Origin of the sequence: Streptococcus sp. CF10-1, assembly GCF_024295825.1 — a bacterium.
Classification (GTDB): Bacteria; Bacillota; Bacilli; order Lactobacillales; family Streptococcaceae; genus Streptococcus.
Window position 1 is genome coordinate 26994 of sequence record NZ_JANCPQ010000009.1, and the last position, 14218, is coordinate 41211.

A 14218-nucleotide genomic window follows, 5' to 3' on the forward strand; every position below is an offset into this window, starting at 1 on the left:
GATATTGTCTTATTTTTTCTTTAATTCTACCAAATTTTCATTGATTCGGCGATAAATTGTAGTCAAGTCAAGCAAAGTTTCTTCAACAGCTGGTGTCAATTGATCTGCTGTCATGCGCCATGACCAGTTCCCACCAAGAGTAGATGGGAAGTTCATACGAGCTGACTCATCTAGCTCTAGCAAGTCTTGCATGGTTGCAATAGCCATGAAGCTAACAGATGAAAAGACTGTGCGAAGCATTGCGTGTGGCACTGTTTCGTACTCTTTACGGTTCGTGTAACGAGCCATGTATTCACGAGTTGGATCGTCAATCTCATTACGGTACCAACCAAGGACCGTATTGTTGTCGTGTGTTCCTGTGTACATAACAGAGTTGGCAGGTGCCAAGTGTGGGCTATCGATACTTTCGTCTTCTGGATTGAAGGCGAATTGAAGAATCTTCATTCCTGGGAAGCCAGTGCGTTCACGCAACTCGATGACTTCATCTGTCATGAAACCAAGGTCTTCTGCGATGATGTTTAGCTCACCAAGCTCTTCCTTAACGGCTGCGAAGAGTTTGTACCCTGGACCTTTCACCCATTTACCAGGTGCTGCTGTATCGGAACCAGCAGGAATTTCCCAGTAAGATTCGAAACCGCGGAAGTGGTCGATACGAACGATATCGTAGATTTTGAAGCTTTCGCGCAAGCGTTCAATCCACCATTTGTAACCGTCTTTGTCCATTGCTTCCCAGTCATAGATTGGGTTGCCCCAAAGCTGACCAGTTGCAGAAAACTCATCTGGTGGGCATCCTGCAATGCAAGTTGCTTTACCATTGGCATCTGTCTTGAAGAGGTGTGGATTTGCCCACATGTCGCTTGAATCTTCCGCTACGTAGATAGGCATGTCCCCAACGATTTCGATGTGGTTATCGTTAGCGTAAGCTTTCAATTTCAACCATTGTTGGAAGAAGAAGTATTGAGTCACACGGTGGTAAACCAACTTGTCTGCCAATTTCTCACGGTAGCTTTCAAGCGCTGAAGCTTTACGGGCACGAGCATCTGCATCTGGCCATTCTGTCCAAGCAAGATTGTCAAAATGCTCTTTGATCGCCATATACTCAGCGAAGAGTTCAAGCCATGATTGGTTGTCTTTAGCAAACTTCTCAAAATCTTTGACATCTCCCACTTCCAAGAAGCGTTTAACTGCTTTTTCTAAAAGCGGACGACGTGCGTAGTAAATCTTCGCATAATCAACTTCAGATGCATCGCTACCAAAGTCAACACCTTTAAGATCACTGGCTTCGAGCAAGCCTTGCTCTACCAAAATATCAAGGTCGATAAAATGCGTATTTCCAGCAAAGGCCGAGAATGATTGGTATGGAGAATCTCCATAGCTTGTTGTCCCGAGAGGGAGGATTTGCCAGTAACGTTGCTTCGTACGAACCAAGAAATCAACGAAATCATAGGCAGTTTGGCCAAATGATCCAATCCCGTATGCTCCTGGCAGAGAAGAGATGTGCATCAACACACCACTTTGACGTTTTTTCATAATAGCACCTCATGTGTTTGTTATAAAACGTTGCGCAATCAAGGCGCAAACGTTTGCGTTGATTTAAGTATAACGCATTTCAAAAACAAATGCAAGCGGTTTTAAAAAATTTTTTTGAATTATTTTAATCAAACAAAACTTGTTCCCACTGATATTTTATGAAATAAGCGAAAAAATTTTAAAGATTTTCTGATTTAAGGTAACTCATTCTTAATATCTGCTCTATTTTCTGAAAACCGAGCCGAATTTACGCAATCGTTTTCCTAATATATTTTTAATTCAAAAAAAACATTTATTTTAAGATCTTTCCTATATAAGGGCTTTAACAAATGTTTGAAACCTTAAAATTTTTTTAAAAAACTTTTGAAAAAAGCTTGCAACCGTTTTCTATTTGTGCTATAATAGGCTCATAAAAGAAAACGTTTGCGTTTTCTAAATAAATTATACTGTTATTCTTTAGGAGGAATACACTATGTCATCTAAATTCATGAAGAGCGCTGCTGTGCTCGGAACTGCTACTCTCGCTAGCTTGCTCTTAGTAGCTTGCGGAAGCAAAACTGCTGATAAAGCTACTGATGCTAGCTCATCTGAAGCAATGGAAGCAAAAGAACTCACTGTATATGTAGACGAGGGATACAAGAGCTATATTGAAGAGGTTGCTAAAGCTTATGAAAAAGATTCTGGAGTAAAAGTTACTGTTAAAACTGGTGATGCCCTAGGAGGTCTTGATAAACTTTCCCTTGACAACCAATCTGGTAATGTCCCTGATGTTATGATGGCACCATACGATCGTGTGGGTAGCCTGGGTTCTGACGGACAACTTTCAGAAGTGAAATTGAGCGATGGTGCTAAAACAGACGACACAACTAAATCTCTTGTAACGTCTGCTAATGGTAAAGTTTACGGTGCTCCTGCCGTTATCGAGTCACTCGTTATGTACTACAACAAAGACTTGATAAAAGAAGCTCCAAAAACTTTTGCTGACTTAGAAAACCTTGCTAAAGATAGCAAATATGCCTTTGCTGGTGAAGATGGCAAAACTACTGCCTTCCTAGCTGACTGGACAAACTTCTACTACGCTTACGGACTTCTTGCTGGTAATGGTGGTTACGTATTTGGTCAAAACGGTAAAGATCCTAAAGATATCGGACTTGCAAACGAAGGTTCAATTACAGCTATCAACTATGCTAAATCTTGGTATGAAAAATGGCCTAAAGGTATGCAAGATACTGAAGGTGCTCCAAACTTAATCCAAACTCATTTCCAAGAAGGTAAAACAGCTGCTATCATCGACGGACCTTGGAAAGCTCAAGCCTTTAAAGATGCTAAAGTAAACTACGGAGTTGCGACTATCCCAACTCTTCCAAATGGAAAAGAATATACTGCATTCGGTGGTGGTAAAGCTTGGGTCATTCCTCAAGCCGTTAAGAACCTTGAAGCTTCTCAAAAATTTGTAGACTTCCTTGTTTCAACTGAACAACAAAAAGTATTATATGATAAGACTAACGAAGTCCCAGCTAATACTGAGGCTCGTTCATACGCTGAAGGTAAAAACGATGAGTTGACAACAGCTGTTATCAAACAGTTCAAGAACACTCAACCACTACCAAACATCTCTCAAATGTCTGCAGTTTGGGATCCAGCGAAAAATATGCTCTTTGAAGCTGTAAGTGGTCAAAAAGATGCTAAAACAGCTGCTAACGATGCTGTAACATTGATCAAAGAAACAATCAAACAAAAATTTGGTGAATAAAAAATTTGTTCAAGGGGGGTGGAATTCAAATCCCCCTTTGAATTTATAGATACGCCTATTATCATACGCACGTATCTTACGATCGAATCCGAGTTTTATCTCGCATCCTATGAAAGGAGTAATCATGGAAAAACAACAGCCTCGCAAAGCAGCCTTGCTGTCAATCATTCCTGGTTTAGGACAAATCTATAACAAACAAAAAGCTAAAGGATTTATTTTTCTTGGTGTTACTGTTCTATTTGTTCTGTATTTTCTAACACTTGCAAGCCCTGAATTGAGCAATTTGATCACTCTTGGTGACAAACCAGGTCGTGATAATTCCCTATTTATGCTGATTCGTGGTGCCTTCCATTTAATCTTTGTAGTCGTTTACTTGCTCTTTTACATCTTTAATATCAAGGATGCACATACGACTGCTAAACGTATCAATAACGGTATTCCTGTGGCTCGTACCTTCAAGGACATGATTAAAGGAATTTATGAGAATGGATTCCCTTACCTCTTGATCATTCCATCTTACGTTGCCATGACCTTCGCGATTATCTTCCCAGTTATCGTAACCTTGATGATTGCCTTTACCAACTATGACTTCCAGCACCTACCACCAAACAAATTGTTGGACTGGGTTGGTTTGACGAACTTTACGAACATCTGGAGTTTGAGTACCTTCCGTTCTGCCTTTGGTGCCGTTCTTTCTTGGACCATTATCTGGGCTTTATCTGCTTCTACCTTGCAGATCGTCATTGGTATCTTTACAGCAATCATTGCCAACCAACCATTTATCAAAGGAAAACGTATCTTTGGTGTTATTTTCCTTCTTCCTTGGGCAGTTCCAGCCTTCATCACTATCTTGACATTCTCAAACATGTTTAATGATAGTGTCGGTGCTATCAACACCCAAGTCTTGCCTCTTTTGTCTAAGGTTCTTCCTTTCCTTGATGGGGCTCTTATCCCTTGGAAAACAGACCCAACTTGGACAAAAATTGCCTTGATTATGATGCAAGGTTGGCTTGGATTCCCATACATCTACGTTTTGACCTTGGGTATCTTGCAGTCTATTCCTAACGACCTCTACGAAGCGGCTTACATCGATGGTGCTAATGCTTGGCAAAAATTCCGCAACATCACTTTCCCAATGATCTTGGCTGTTGCGGCACCTACTTTGATTAGCCAATACACCTTCAACTTTAACAACTTCTCTATCATGTACCTCTTCAATGGTGGAGGTCCTGGTACTGTCGGAGGTGGAGCAGGTTCAACTGATATTTTGATCTCATGGATTTACCGTTTGACAACAGGTACTTCTCCTCAATACTCAATGGCGGCAGCTGTTACCTTGATTATCTCAATCATTGTCATCTCTATCTCTATGATCGCATTCAAGAAACTACACGCATTTGATATGGAGGACGTCTAAGATGAATAACTCAATCAAACTCAAACGTAGACTGACTCAAACCCTCACTTACCTCTACTTGATAGGCCTATCAATTGTCATTATCTATCCACTTTTGATTACCATCATGTCAGCCTTTAAAGCAGGTAACGTCGCAGCCTTTAAACTCGATACTAACATCGACTTCAATTTTGATAACTTTAAAGGACTCTTTACTGAAACCTTGTACGGTACTTGGTACCTCAATACCTTGATCATCGCCTTGATTACCATGGTTGTTCAAACAAGTATCATCGTCCTTGCTGGTTATGCTTACAGCCGTTACAACTTCTTGGCTCGTAAGCAAAGTTTGGTCTTCTTCTTAATTATCCAAATGGTACCAACCATGGCCGCCTTGACTGCCTTCTTCGTTATGGCACTTATGTTGAACGCCCTTAACCATAGCTGGTTCCTCATCTTCCTCTACGTCGGTGGAGGTATTCCGATGAATGCTTGGCTCATGAAAGGTTACTTTGATACCGTGCCAATGTCTCTTGATGAATCAGCAAAACTAGATGGTGCAGGACACTTCCGTCGCTTCTGGCAAATTGTCCTTCCACTCGTTCGCCCAATGGTGGCGGTACAAGCCCTCTGGGCCTTCATGGGACCTTTCGGAGACTATATCCTCTCTAGTTTCTTACTTCGTGAGAAAGAATACTTTACTGTTGCCGTTGGTCTCCAAACCTTCGTTAGCAATGTGAAAAACATGAAGATCGCCTACTTCTCAGCAGGTGCTATCCTCATCGCTCTTCCAATCTGTATTCTCTTCTTCTTCCTACAAAAGAACTTTGTTTCAGGACTTACAAGTGGTGGCGACAAGGGATAATCTATCCCCGCCACCCTTTTTCATTTTGGATCTTGTTGCTAAAGCTGCAGGATTGGACACCCTTCTACAAATCTTATTGAAACCCTCTTTCAATACATAATTGATTTCCTAGACTTGAAATAAAGCACATTTCTCTATATAATAATACTCATATAGAAAACACTTTTAGAAAGATGCCTATGCTTCCATATCCATTCTCGTATTTCTCTAGTATCTGGGGATTTCGCAAACCCCTATCAAAACGTTTCGGTCTCAACTGGTTTCAGCTTCTCTTTACGAGCATTTTCCTCATCAGTTTGTCTATGGTTCCGATTGCCATTCAAAACAGCTCACAGGAAACGTATCCACTGGATACCTTTATCGATAATGTCTATACTCCACTGACAGATGAAGCGATCATGGACTTGTCAGAGAATGCACAAATCGTTGATGGAAAGCTGAACTACTCAGGTACGAAGAATCAACAGCCTTCTCTTTTGATTGGCCCGAGCCAAAGCAAAGAATTGCCAAAGGACTTGCAACTTCATTTTGATACAGAAGAACTCGTCATCAGTAAGGAAAGTAAGGAACTGACTCGCATTCGCTACCACGCGATTCAAACGGAGAGTTTCCAGAGTAAGGAAGATCTAACCCAGGCCATTTCTAAAGATTGGTACCAACAAAATCGGGTCTATATCAGTCTCTTTCTCGTTCTTGGTGCTAGCTTCCTCTTTGGATTGAATTTCTTCATTGTCTCTCTTGGAGCTAGTCTTCTCCTTTATATCACCAAAAAATCACGCCTCTTTTCATTTAGGACTTTTAAAGAGTGCTATCATTTTATCTTGAACTGTTTAGGATTACCAACTCTGATTACGCTTATTTTGGGACTTTTTGGCCAAAATATGTCAACCCTTATCACTGTACAAAACATTCTTTTTGTTCTTTATCTGGTCACTATTTTTTACAAGACACATTTCCGTGATCCAGATTACCATAAATAGGAGATTTTTATGCCCGTGACGATTAAAGATGTGGCTAAGGCAGCAGGTGTCTCACCTTCAACTGTTACCCGCGTCATTCAAAATAAATCAACGATTAGTGATGAAACCAAAAAACGAGTTCGTAAGGCTATGAAGGAACTCAACTACCATCCCAACCTCAATGCTCGCAGTCTAGTTAGCAGCTATACTCAGGTTATCGGCCTGGTGCTTCCTGATGACTCGGATGCCTTTTACCAAAATCCTTTCTTCCCATCTGTCCTTCGTGGTATCGCCCAAGTCGCGTCTGAAAACCACTACGCTATTCAGATTGCAACAGGGAAAGATGAGAAAGAACGGCTCAATGCGATTTCTCAGATGGTTTATGGCAAGCGTGTTGACGGTTTGATTTTCCTCTACGCTGAAGAAGAAGACCCTCTGGTCAAGCTAGTAGCCGATGAGCAGTTCCCTTTCCTCATTCTCGGAAAATCTACTTCACCCTTTATCCCTCTTGTTGATAATGACAATGTACAAGCTGGCTTTGATGCGACAGAGTATTTCATCAAAAAAGGATGCAAACGAATTGCCTTTATCGGGGGTACAAAGCGACTCTTCGTAACGCAAGATCGTCTAACTGGCTATGAGTCCGCACTCAAACAACACCAACTTCCAATTGATACCAACTTAACCTACTTTGCGACCGAATTTCTAGAAGAAAAAGGTTATCAGTTCAGTGAACTCCTGTTCAATCACGATCCGCAGATTGATGCTATCATCACAACTGACAGCCTCCTAGCGGAAGGAGTTTGTGACTACATCAGCAAGCATCAGTTAAAGGTTCCTGTCTTGAGTTTCGACTCTGTCAATCCTCGACTTGACCTCGTAGCTTATGTCGATATCAATAGTCTAGAACTTGGGCGGACATCATTTGAGACGATTTTACAGATCATCAATGACGCAAAAAATAACAGACAAATCTGTTACCGCCAGTTGATTGCCCACAAAATTATCGAAAAATAAAGACCAGCCCCAAGGCTGGTCTTTTGAGTATTATTAATTGTCTGTTTCTACGAATCGTCCTAAGATATGGACATTTTCAGATACAGAGACAAAGGCTGTCGGATCAACCTGTTTCATGATGTGTTTAAAATCATTAAACTCTGCTCGTGTGATAACCGTAATCAAGACTGCTTTTCTCTCATGATTATAGGTTCCTTCTGCATCGTGGATCATGGTTGCTCCGCGGTGCAATTTTTTATGGATTTTTGCGATTACCTTGTTAGGATTATTGGTCACAATCATGGCCTGCATGCGTTTTTGCTTGGTAAAGACCGCATCCGTCACACGGCTAGATACAAAGATGGTAATCATAGAGTAGAGGGCGTATTTCCAACCAAAGGTCAATCCTGCTATCAGCATAATGGTCCCATTCACTAAGAAAGAAATACTGCCGACATTTCTCCCTGTTTTCTTTCGAATGGTGAGACTGACGATATCTGTACCTCCGCTAGAAATATTGTTACGGAGTGCAAAACCAATCCCCAAGCCCATGACAACACCCCCAAAAAGGGCATTGATAATGGGATCCTCTGTCAAGGTCACAACTGGTACAATCTGGATAAAGAGGGAACTCATGGATACTGTGATAAAAGTAAAGACCGTAAATTTATGTCCAATTTGATACCAAGCCAAAATCATTAACGGAAAATTAATAGCATAAAAGGTTAGCGATATCGGAATGTAAAACCCAAACCAGTGATTACTCAAGGCAGAGATAATCTGTGCCAGACCCGTCGCGCCGCTGGAGTAAACGTGTCCTGGTTGAAAAAAGAAATTGACTGCTACTGCTGACAAAAAGCCATAAACCAGAGAAGCCGAGACTTTCTCATCATATTTTTCCCGAGAGATACTTTGTAAAACTCGTAAGATTTTTATCTGATAAGCAAAGCGGCGCAGATAATAGCGCCACCGCTTAATTCGTTTTGCTTGTTTCATCTTCTTCTACTTGTAAGCTGAGTTCCTCTAGTTGTTTGAGAGCGACTGTTGATGGAGCTTGTGTCATTGGGTCGGTTGCCTTATTGTTCTTAGGAAAGGCAATGACTTCACGAATATTTTCTTCTCCTGCTAAGAGCATCACAAAACGGTCAAGTCCAATAGCCAAGCCACCGTGGGGTGGGAAACCATAGTCCATGGCTTCAAGAAGGAAGCCAAACTGGTCATTTGCTTCTTCAGCTGAGAAACCAAGAGCCTTAAACATGCGTTCTTGAAGGTCTTTTTGGTTGATACGAAGACTACCACCACCAAGCTCATAACCATTCAAGACGATATCGTAAGCAATGGCACGAACCTTAGCCAAATCACCTTCTAATTCGTGAGCGGTTTCTTCCTGTGGAAGAGTGAACGGATGGTGGGCACTCATGTAACGACCTTCTTCTTCAGACCATTCAAACATTGGCCAATCAACCACCCAAAGGAAGTTGAATTTATCGTTATCAATCAAGTCAAGCTCTTTGGCGATACGGCCACGAAGGGCGCCTAGTGTTGCATTGGCCACTTCAAGCGTATCCGCCACAAATAGAACCAAATCCTTGTCTTCAAGACCAAGTGCTGCAGTCAATTCTGTTTGGATACCAGTCAAGAATTTGGCAACTGGTCCGTTTAATTCTCCATCAACCACCTTGACCCAAGCAAGACCTTTGGCACCATATTGTTTGGCTACTTCAGTCATCTTGTCAATGTCTTTACGTGAGTAGTTATCTGCTGCTCCTTTGACTACAATGGCTTTAACAGCAGGTGCTTCTGAAAAGACTTTGAAATCAACACCTCTAACCACTTCTGTCAAGTCCTGAAGCAACATATCAAAACGAGTATCAGGCTTGTCAGAACCGTAAAGAGCCATCGCATCATCGTATTTCATACGAGGAAATGGAAGCGTCACGTCAATGCCTTTTGTTTCTTTCATCACGCGCGCAATCAAGCCTTCAGTGATATCTTGGATCTCTTGCTCCGTAAGGAAGGATGTTTCCAAGTCGACTTGGGTAAACTCAGGCTGACGGTCTCCACGCAAGTCTTCATCACGGAAACATTTGACGATTTGGTAATAGCGGTCGAAACCAGCATTCATCAAGAGCTGTTTAGTGATTTGTGGGCTCTGAGGAAGAGCGTAGAAATGCCCTTTATTGACACGAGATGGAACCAAATAGTCACGCGCACCTTCTGGCGTTGATTTAGAAAGGAATGGCGTCTCCACATCGATAAACTCCAACTCATCCAAGTAGTTACGGATAGAGTGAGTCACCTTAGCACGAAGTTTGAGATTTTCCAACATCTCTGGACGACGAAGGTCAAGGTAACGGTAACGCAAACGTGTATCGTCATTGGCCTCAATACCATCCTTAATCTCAAATGGTGTTGTTTTGGCTGTATTCAACACTGTCAAAGCTGTCACGTTCAACTCAACTGCACCCGTTGGCAACTTATCATTGGCTTGCTCACGCGCAGCAACTTGTCCAGTCACCTCGATGACAAATTCGCTACGAAGACTTTCAGCTGTTGCCATAACCTCTGCAGAAACTTTTTCAGGGTTGATAACCAACTGCATGATCCCTTCACGGTCACGAAGGTCGATAAAGATCAAACCACCCAAGTCACGACGACGGCCAACCCATCCTTTCAAGGTCATTTCTTGTCCGATGTGTTCCTCACGAACACGACCAGCATACATACTACGTTTCATGTTTTCTCTCCTCTTTTATTCTGTTACTATTTTACCATAAAAGCGCAGGCACTTCATGAAAATCAGCAGAAAAGTTTGATTGCCTTTAGAAATCAAAACGAACAGACAAAAAATCCGATGAAAACGTCATCGGATTCTCTGATTATGATTCTTAACCTTTTTTACGCTTTTCAGCAATCTCAGCTGCCTTTTTAGGTAGAACAATCTCCGTCGCATAAGCCGAAGCAAAGCGCATGATTCCTGCAATAGGTGCAAAAACCACTGCTAGATAGTTGTAAAAGAAGTCGCCTTTAAAGGCATAGGCAAGCCCCCCGATGATAAAGAAGAGAACGACTGCCTGTATCACTGCTAATAAAATTACTCGTTTCATGTGACCTCCTGACTCTATTATAGCATGAGTATCATCAAAAAGCCGATTAAATTATTCAAAGCGTGGAGAGAAATGCTGTAAAGAAGGCCTTTTCGGCTCACATAAGCAAGACCCAAACTCAATCCCAGACTAGCATAGACTAAAAACTGTTGCAAACTACCTGGAAAATGAATCAAGGCAAAAAGCACACTCGATACAAGGAGAAACAGAGCTGTCTGTTTGCTATTGTCCTGCTTAGGAAAGATATAGCGCGCCAAGATTCCTCTAAAGATGAGTTCTTCCGTCAGAGGAGCAAAGACAACGACAGTGAAGAAAGCAAAGATTGGTTGAGATAAGGTCAAATTGCTAGCGATTTGTTGGTTGCGTGATGGATCATTCGGAAGGAAGAATTGAATCCCGAGGTCAAGCAACCAAACAAAGGCAGGGAGCCAAATAAATCGGTTGAATCCTGTCTGTGAAATGCTGACAGGAACTTTCTTATACCATTTATAAATGAAATAAACATAGACTCCTGACAAGGCTGTATAAAGTAGTACAACAGAATATACAGAAGCTCCTAAAGCAAGCGAAGATACCGCTAAACTCTGAATAAAACCATACACAAAGACAAAAGATAGAAAAGCTAGCAGAAACCAGCCAAGGTTTTTAAGTAGTTTCATAAAAGACTCCTATTTGAAATAACGTTTTGTTTTTCGCAATTGTGCAACATTGGTATACAAATGGATGACAACTGCCACGAGCAGAGCAACCAACTGTACTTGTCCTAATACCATAGATAGAACTACTAGGACAACATAGATACCAGGAATGAGGATCTGATTGACCTTGAACAAGATCAAGTAAGCTTCTTCCATTTCAGCCTGTTTTTCTCCCTCATCATAAGTATCGAGGTATTCCAAAATCTCCTTAGGCGTCGCCGTAACAGAAAGTTTGTAGTTACGAATCTTGCTGGTGATTTTTAGACAGTAAGCACCCGCCCAGATACCTAAAACTATCAAAAGTAAGGATGCTGCTGATAGGCCTAAAGCTCCCAAATCTATAAGTAGGCAGGATAGCATACTAATTTGGCAAACATTCCAAGCTACTGTACCATAATCTAAGAAACGATACATAGCAAGGTAGTCTTGCTCATTTCCTTCATCCTCTTCCTCTCTTTGATAATTCTGATAAGCCTGATGGCTTTTTCTAGTGAAATAAAAGGTTAGAATCACCGTAAGCATCCCTAAACCAAGAAAGAATGATTTCAAGGCAACGACTACTTGCTCTTGACTGATACCTAAAGGATTAACACCAAGGAAACCAGCAAATATTGCTAATAAAACACTTGCAAGAAAAATCTTCAGTGCAAAAATGATTTGTTTCTTTTCCATATTTCAACCTCTTTCTAAAATAAGCCAGACAACCATTGACCAAAAGCTTTACCTGATTCGAAGATAGCGGTTAAGCCTTCTGTTCCAAGTGATACCAAAATCAAACAAACAGCAAGTAAGAGAATAGCTTGGTTTCTAGCTTTTTTTGCTCCATCCCCCAAGGGTTCATTGCCAAGCCAACCTGCTAGATAAGCATAGGCTGTAACTGTTAAAATACCAATCTCTGTAGAAGAGAGAAACAACAAGACTGTCACCAAACGAACGATATTGGCTTGAATGTTAAAATAATTTGCTAAACCTGCACAAACACCGGCAAGTTCTTTGTGTTCAGTATCGACTTGAAAACCCGCTAAAAACTCTTTCATAACTTTTCTCCTTTTACGATCTCTTTAAACTTTATCTTTCTCTCTACCCATCTAAAGACTAATAGTAAAACTATGTTAATCCAGAAGAGGTACTTACTTTCAACAATTGTAAACCAACCAAATAGGCTTCCAATCATAACAAAGATATTTGCAATAAACACAAGAATACTAAGATAATAAATCACTTTATACTTGTTCATCACTCATCCTCCTCTAAGCGAAAGACCGATTCGACTGGCTCATGGAATATCTGAGCAATCTTCAGGGCAATGACGATGGATGGGGTGTACTCATCCCGTTCTAGCAAACTGATGGTTTGCCTGGACACGCCAGCTAGTTTGGCAAGTTCGGTTTGATTGAGACCATCGCGAGCTCGAAGCTCTTTTAAACGATTTTTAAGCATTCCTTTCTCCTTTTCTCTTAACTTGCTTACATTGTAATACATCTTTTTCTTTTTGACAAGTATATTTGTCAAAAAGTTTATGATTTTTGTCATTTTGTAAAAGAAAAAGGTCAGGAGTAAGGTCCTGACCAGTTTTAAATACTATTAAAAGCCTAATTTTTCAAAGATTTCTGAGAAGTTTTGGCTGATAGCATCAAGTGACACTTGAACTTCTTCTCGAGTTTGGTTGTTCTTAACTGTCACTTGTCCGCTTTCGACTTCGCTCTCTCCGAGAGTGATGAGGGTCTTAGCCGCAAAGACATCGGCTGACTTGAACTGAGCTTTGAGTTTACGGTTGAGGTAATCACGTTCTGCTTTGAATCCTTGTTGGCGAAGGGCTTGTACCAATTCCAAGGCCTTAACATTTGCTCCTTCACCCAAGACTGCGATATAAATATCTAGAGCGTTTTCGATAGGGAGAGTCACACCTTGCTTTTCAAGGATGAGCAGCAGGCGTTCTACACCAAGTCCAAAACCAAAGCCAGCAGTTTCTGGGCCTCCAAAGTAAGCAACCAAGCCATCGTAGCGACCACCCGCACAGACTGTCAAGTCATTGCCCTCAATCTCTGTGATAAATTCAAAAATCGTGTGGTTGTAATAATCCAAACCACGCACCATATTGGTATCGATGATATATTCTACTCCGAGAGTTTCCAACATCTGACGCACAGCATCAAAGTGGGCTTGGCTTTCTTCATCAAGGAAGTCCAAGATAGACGGTGCATTCTCTACTGCCACCTTGTCTTCTTTTTCCTTAGAGTCCAAGACACGGAGAGGATTTTCCTCCAAGCGACGTTGGCTATCCTTAGACAAGGTTTCCTTGAGCGGTGTCAAATAGTCGATCAAGGCTTGGCGATAGGCTGCACGGCTCTCAGGATTCCCAAGAGTGTTGAGGTGCAATTTCACACCTTGGATACCGATTTCTTTCAAGAAATGAGCTGCCATAGCGATGGTCTCCACATCGGTAGCTGGATTGCTAGAACCAAAGCACTCAACACCAATCTGGTGGAACTGACGCAAACGACCTGCTTGTGGACGCTCATAACGGAACATAGGGCCCATGTAGTAGAACTTACTTGGCTTTTGCACTTCTGGGGCGAAGAGTTTATTTTCCACATAAGAGCGGACAACGGGCGCAGTTCCTTCTGGACGGAGGGTAATATGGCGGTCACCCTTGTCATAAAAATCGTACATTTCCTTGGTTACGATATCCGTCGTATCTCCGACAGAGCGACTGATGACCTCGTAATGCTCAAAAATAGGCGTGCGCACTTCCGCATAGTTATAGCGCTTGAAAATTTCACGGGCAAAGCCCTCAACATACTGCCACTTGGCAGACTCAGCAGGTAAAATATCCTGCGTTCCTTTTGGTTTTTGTAATTTCATAGGGAATCCTCTTTAAACTTAATAGTCTTATTTTACCATAAATAAAGGG

General features: G+C 41.5%; 15 protein-coding genes. 5 read left to right on the forward strand and 10 right to left on the reverse strand.

What is annotated here, in order from left to right:
• Positions 1–9: 9 nt before the first annotated feature.
• Positions 10–1530 (reverse strand): 4-alpha-glucanotransferase, encoded by a 1521-nt coding sequence (malQ, locus tag NMM25_RS09785; protein WP_254736760.1) that lies wholly within the window; start codon positions 1528–1530, stop codon positions 10–12.
• Between the two features lie 472 nt (positions 1531–2002).
• On the opposite strand from malQ, the gene NMM25_RS09790 reads away from it, so the two are divergent.
• The 5 genes from NMM25_RS09790 (at position 2003) to NMM25_RS09810 (ending at position 7520) form a co-directional block, all read left to right on the forward strand.
• On the forward strand, positions 2003–3283 hold the full coding sequence (locus tag NMM25_RS09790; RefSeq protein WP_254736761.1) for an extracellular solute-binding protein: 1281 nt from the start codon (positions 2003–2005) through the stop codon (positions 3281–3283).
• Between the two features lie 124 nt (positions 3284–3407).
• Complete coding sequence (locus tag NMM25_RS09795) at positions 3408–4700, forward strand: sugar ABC transporter permease (RefSeq protein WP_254736762.1); 1293 nt, start codon at positions 3408–3410, stop codon at positions 4698–4700.
• Between the two features lies 1 nt (position 4701).
• Entirely contained in the window at positions 4702–5544 is an 843-nt protein-coding gene (locus NMM25_RS09800) for a sugar ABC transporter permease (protein ID WP_001065641.1), read from the forward strand.
• A 179-nt stretch (positions 5545–5723) separates the two neighbouring features.
• Positions 5724–6524 carry a DUF1189 domain-containing protein gene (locus NMM25_RS09805; protein ID WP_095726395.1) on the forward strand — a complete coding sequence of 267 codons (801 nt, stop codon included), beginning with the start codon at positions 5724–5726 and terminating at the stop codon, positions 6522–6524.
• Positions 6525–6533: 9 nt separating this feature from the next.
• Positions 6534–7520: a LacI family DNA-binding transcriptional regulator gene (locus NMM25_RS09810; protein ID WP_198458954.1), complete on the forward strand. Its 987-nt coding sequence runs from the start codon at positions 6534–6536 to the stop codon at positions 7518–7520.
• 33 nt (positions 7521–7553) lie between these two features.
• Here the strand turns inward: NMM25_RS09810 and NMM25_RS09815 are convergent, their stop codons facing one another.
• From NMM25_RS09815 to hisS, 9 genes are all read right to left on the reverse strand, one after another.
• Positions 7554–8495 (reverse strand): YitT family protein, encoded by a 942-nt coding sequence (locus NMM25_RS09815; protein WP_198458955.1) that lies wholly within the window; start codon positions 8493–8495, stop codon positions 7554–7556.
• Positions 8473–10236, reverse strand: coding sequence for an aspartate--tRNA ligase (gene aspS, locus NMM25_RS09820; RefSeq protein WP_254726305.1), 1764 nt, complete (start codon positions 10234–10236; stop codon positions 8473–8475). Before aspS ends, NMM25_RS09815 begins: the two co-directional genes overlap by 23 nt.
• 151 nt (positions 10237–10387) lie before the next feature.
• Positions 10388–10606 (reverse strand): hypothetical protein, encoded by a 219-nt coding sequence (locus tag NMM25_RS09825; protein ID WP_254726303.1) that lies wholly within the window; start codon positions 10604–10606, stop codon positions 10388–10390.
• A 17-nt stretch (positions 10607–10623) separates the two neighbouring features.
• Positions 10624–11265, reverse strand: a complete 642-nt coding sequence (locus NMM25_RS09830; RefSeq protein WP_254726301.1) for a CPBP family intramembrane glutamic endopeptidase — start codon at positions 11263–11265, stop codon at positions 10624–10626.
• Positions 11266–11274: 9 nt separating this feature from the next.
• Complete coding sequence (locus NMM25_RS09835) at positions 11275–11976, reverse strand: DUF3169 family protein (protein WP_254726299.1); 702 nt, start codon at positions 11974–11976, stop codon at positions 11275–11277.
• 14 nt (positions 11977–11990) lie between these two features.
• Positions 11991–12341 (reverse strand): PspC domain-containing protein, encoded by a 351-nt coding sequence (locus NMM25_RS09840; RefSeq protein ID WP_042901956.1) that lies wholly within the window; start codon positions 12339–12341, stop codon positions 11991–11993.
• Entirely contained in the window at positions 12338–12541 is a 204-nt protein-coding gene (locus NMM25_RS09845) for a hypothetical protein (RefSeq protein WP_042901955.1), read from the reverse strand. The genes NMM25_RS09840 and NMM25_RS09845 overlap by 4 nt, the downstream gene beginning before the upstream one ends.
• Positions 12541–12744, reverse strand: coding sequence for a helix-turn-helix transcriptional regulator (locus NMM25_RS09850; protein WP_000916944.1), 204 nt, complete (start codon positions 12742–12744; stop codon positions 12541–12543). Before NMM25_RS09850 ends, NMM25_RS09845 begins: the two co-directional genes overlap by 1 nt.
• 144 nt (positions 12745–12888) lie before the next feature.
• Entirely contained in the window at positions 12889–14169 is a 1281-nt protein-coding gene (gene hisS / locus NMM25_RS09855; RefSeq protein ID WP_254736763.1) for a histidine--tRNA ligase, read from the reverse strand.
• Between the last annotated feature and the right edge of the window lie 49 nt (positions 14170–14218).

What these genes read in the sequence shown, in the direction of transcription:
- NMM25_RS09835 (WP_254726299.1), bottom strand. Translation starts at nt 11,976, where the DNA reads ATGGAAAAGAAACAAATCATTTTTGCACTGAAGATTTTTCTTGCAAGT.
- NMM25_RS09850 (WP_000916944.1), bottom strand. Translation starts at nt 12,744, where the DNA reads ATGCTTAAAAATCGTTTAAAAGAGCTTCGAGCTCGCGATGGTCTCAAT.
- malQ (WP_254736760.1), bottom strand. Translation starts at nt 1,530, where the DNA reads ATGAAAAAACGTCAAAGTGGTGTGTTGATGCACATCTCTTCTCTGCCA.
- NMM25_RS09800 (WP_001065641.1), top strand. Translation starts at nt 4,702, where the DNA reads ATGAATAACTCAATCAAACTCAAACGTAGACTGACTCAAACCCTCACT.
- NMM25_RS09810 (WP_198458954.1), top strand. Translation starts at nt 6,534, where the DNA reads ATGCCCGTGACGATTAAAGATGTGGCTAAGGCAGCAGGTGTCTCACCT.
- NMM25_RS09825 (WP_254726303.1), bottom strand. Translation starts at nt 10,606, where the DNA reads ATGAAACGAGTAATTTTATTAGCAGTGATACAGGCAGTCGTTCTCTTC.
- NMM25_RS09790 (WP_254736761.1), top strand. Translation starts at nt 2,003, where the DNA reads ATGTCATCTAAATTCATGAAGAGCGCTGCTGTGCTCGGAACTGCTACT.
- NMM25_RS09815 (WP_198458955.1), bottom strand. Translation starts at nt 8,495, where the DNA reads ATGAAACAAGCAAAACGAATTAAGCGGTGGCGCTATTATCTGCGCCGC.
- hisS (WP_254736763.1), bottom strand. Translation starts at nt 14,169, where the DNA reads ATGAAATTACAAAAACCAAAAGGAACGCAGGATATTTTACCTGCTGAG.
- NMM25_RS09805 (WP_095726395.1), top strand. Translation starts at nt 5,724, where the DNA reads ATGCTTCCATATCCATTCTCGTATTTCTCTAGTATCTGGGGATTTCGC.
- NMM25_RS09845 (WP_042901955.1), bottom strand. Translation starts at nt 12,541, where the DNA reads ATGAACAAGTATAAAGTGATTTATTATCTTAGTATTCTTGTGTTTATT.
- NMM25_RS09795 (WP_254736762.1), top strand. Translation starts at nt 3,408, where the DNA reads ATGGAAAAACAACAGCCTCGCAAAGCAGCCTTGCTGTCAATCATTCCT.
- NMM25_RS09830 (WP_254726301.1), bottom strand. Translation starts at nt 11,265, where the DNA reads ATGAAACTACTTAAAAACCTTGGCTGGTTTCTGCTAGCTTTTCTATCT.
- NMM25_RS09840 (WP_042901956.1), bottom strand. Translation starts at nt 12,341, where the DNA reads ATGAAAGAGTTTTTAGCGGGTTTTCAAGTCGATACTGAACACAAAGAA.
- aspS (WP_254726305.1), bottom strand. Translation starts at nt 10,236, where the DNA reads ATGAAACGTAGTATGTATGCTGGTCGTGTTCGTGAGGAACACATCGGA.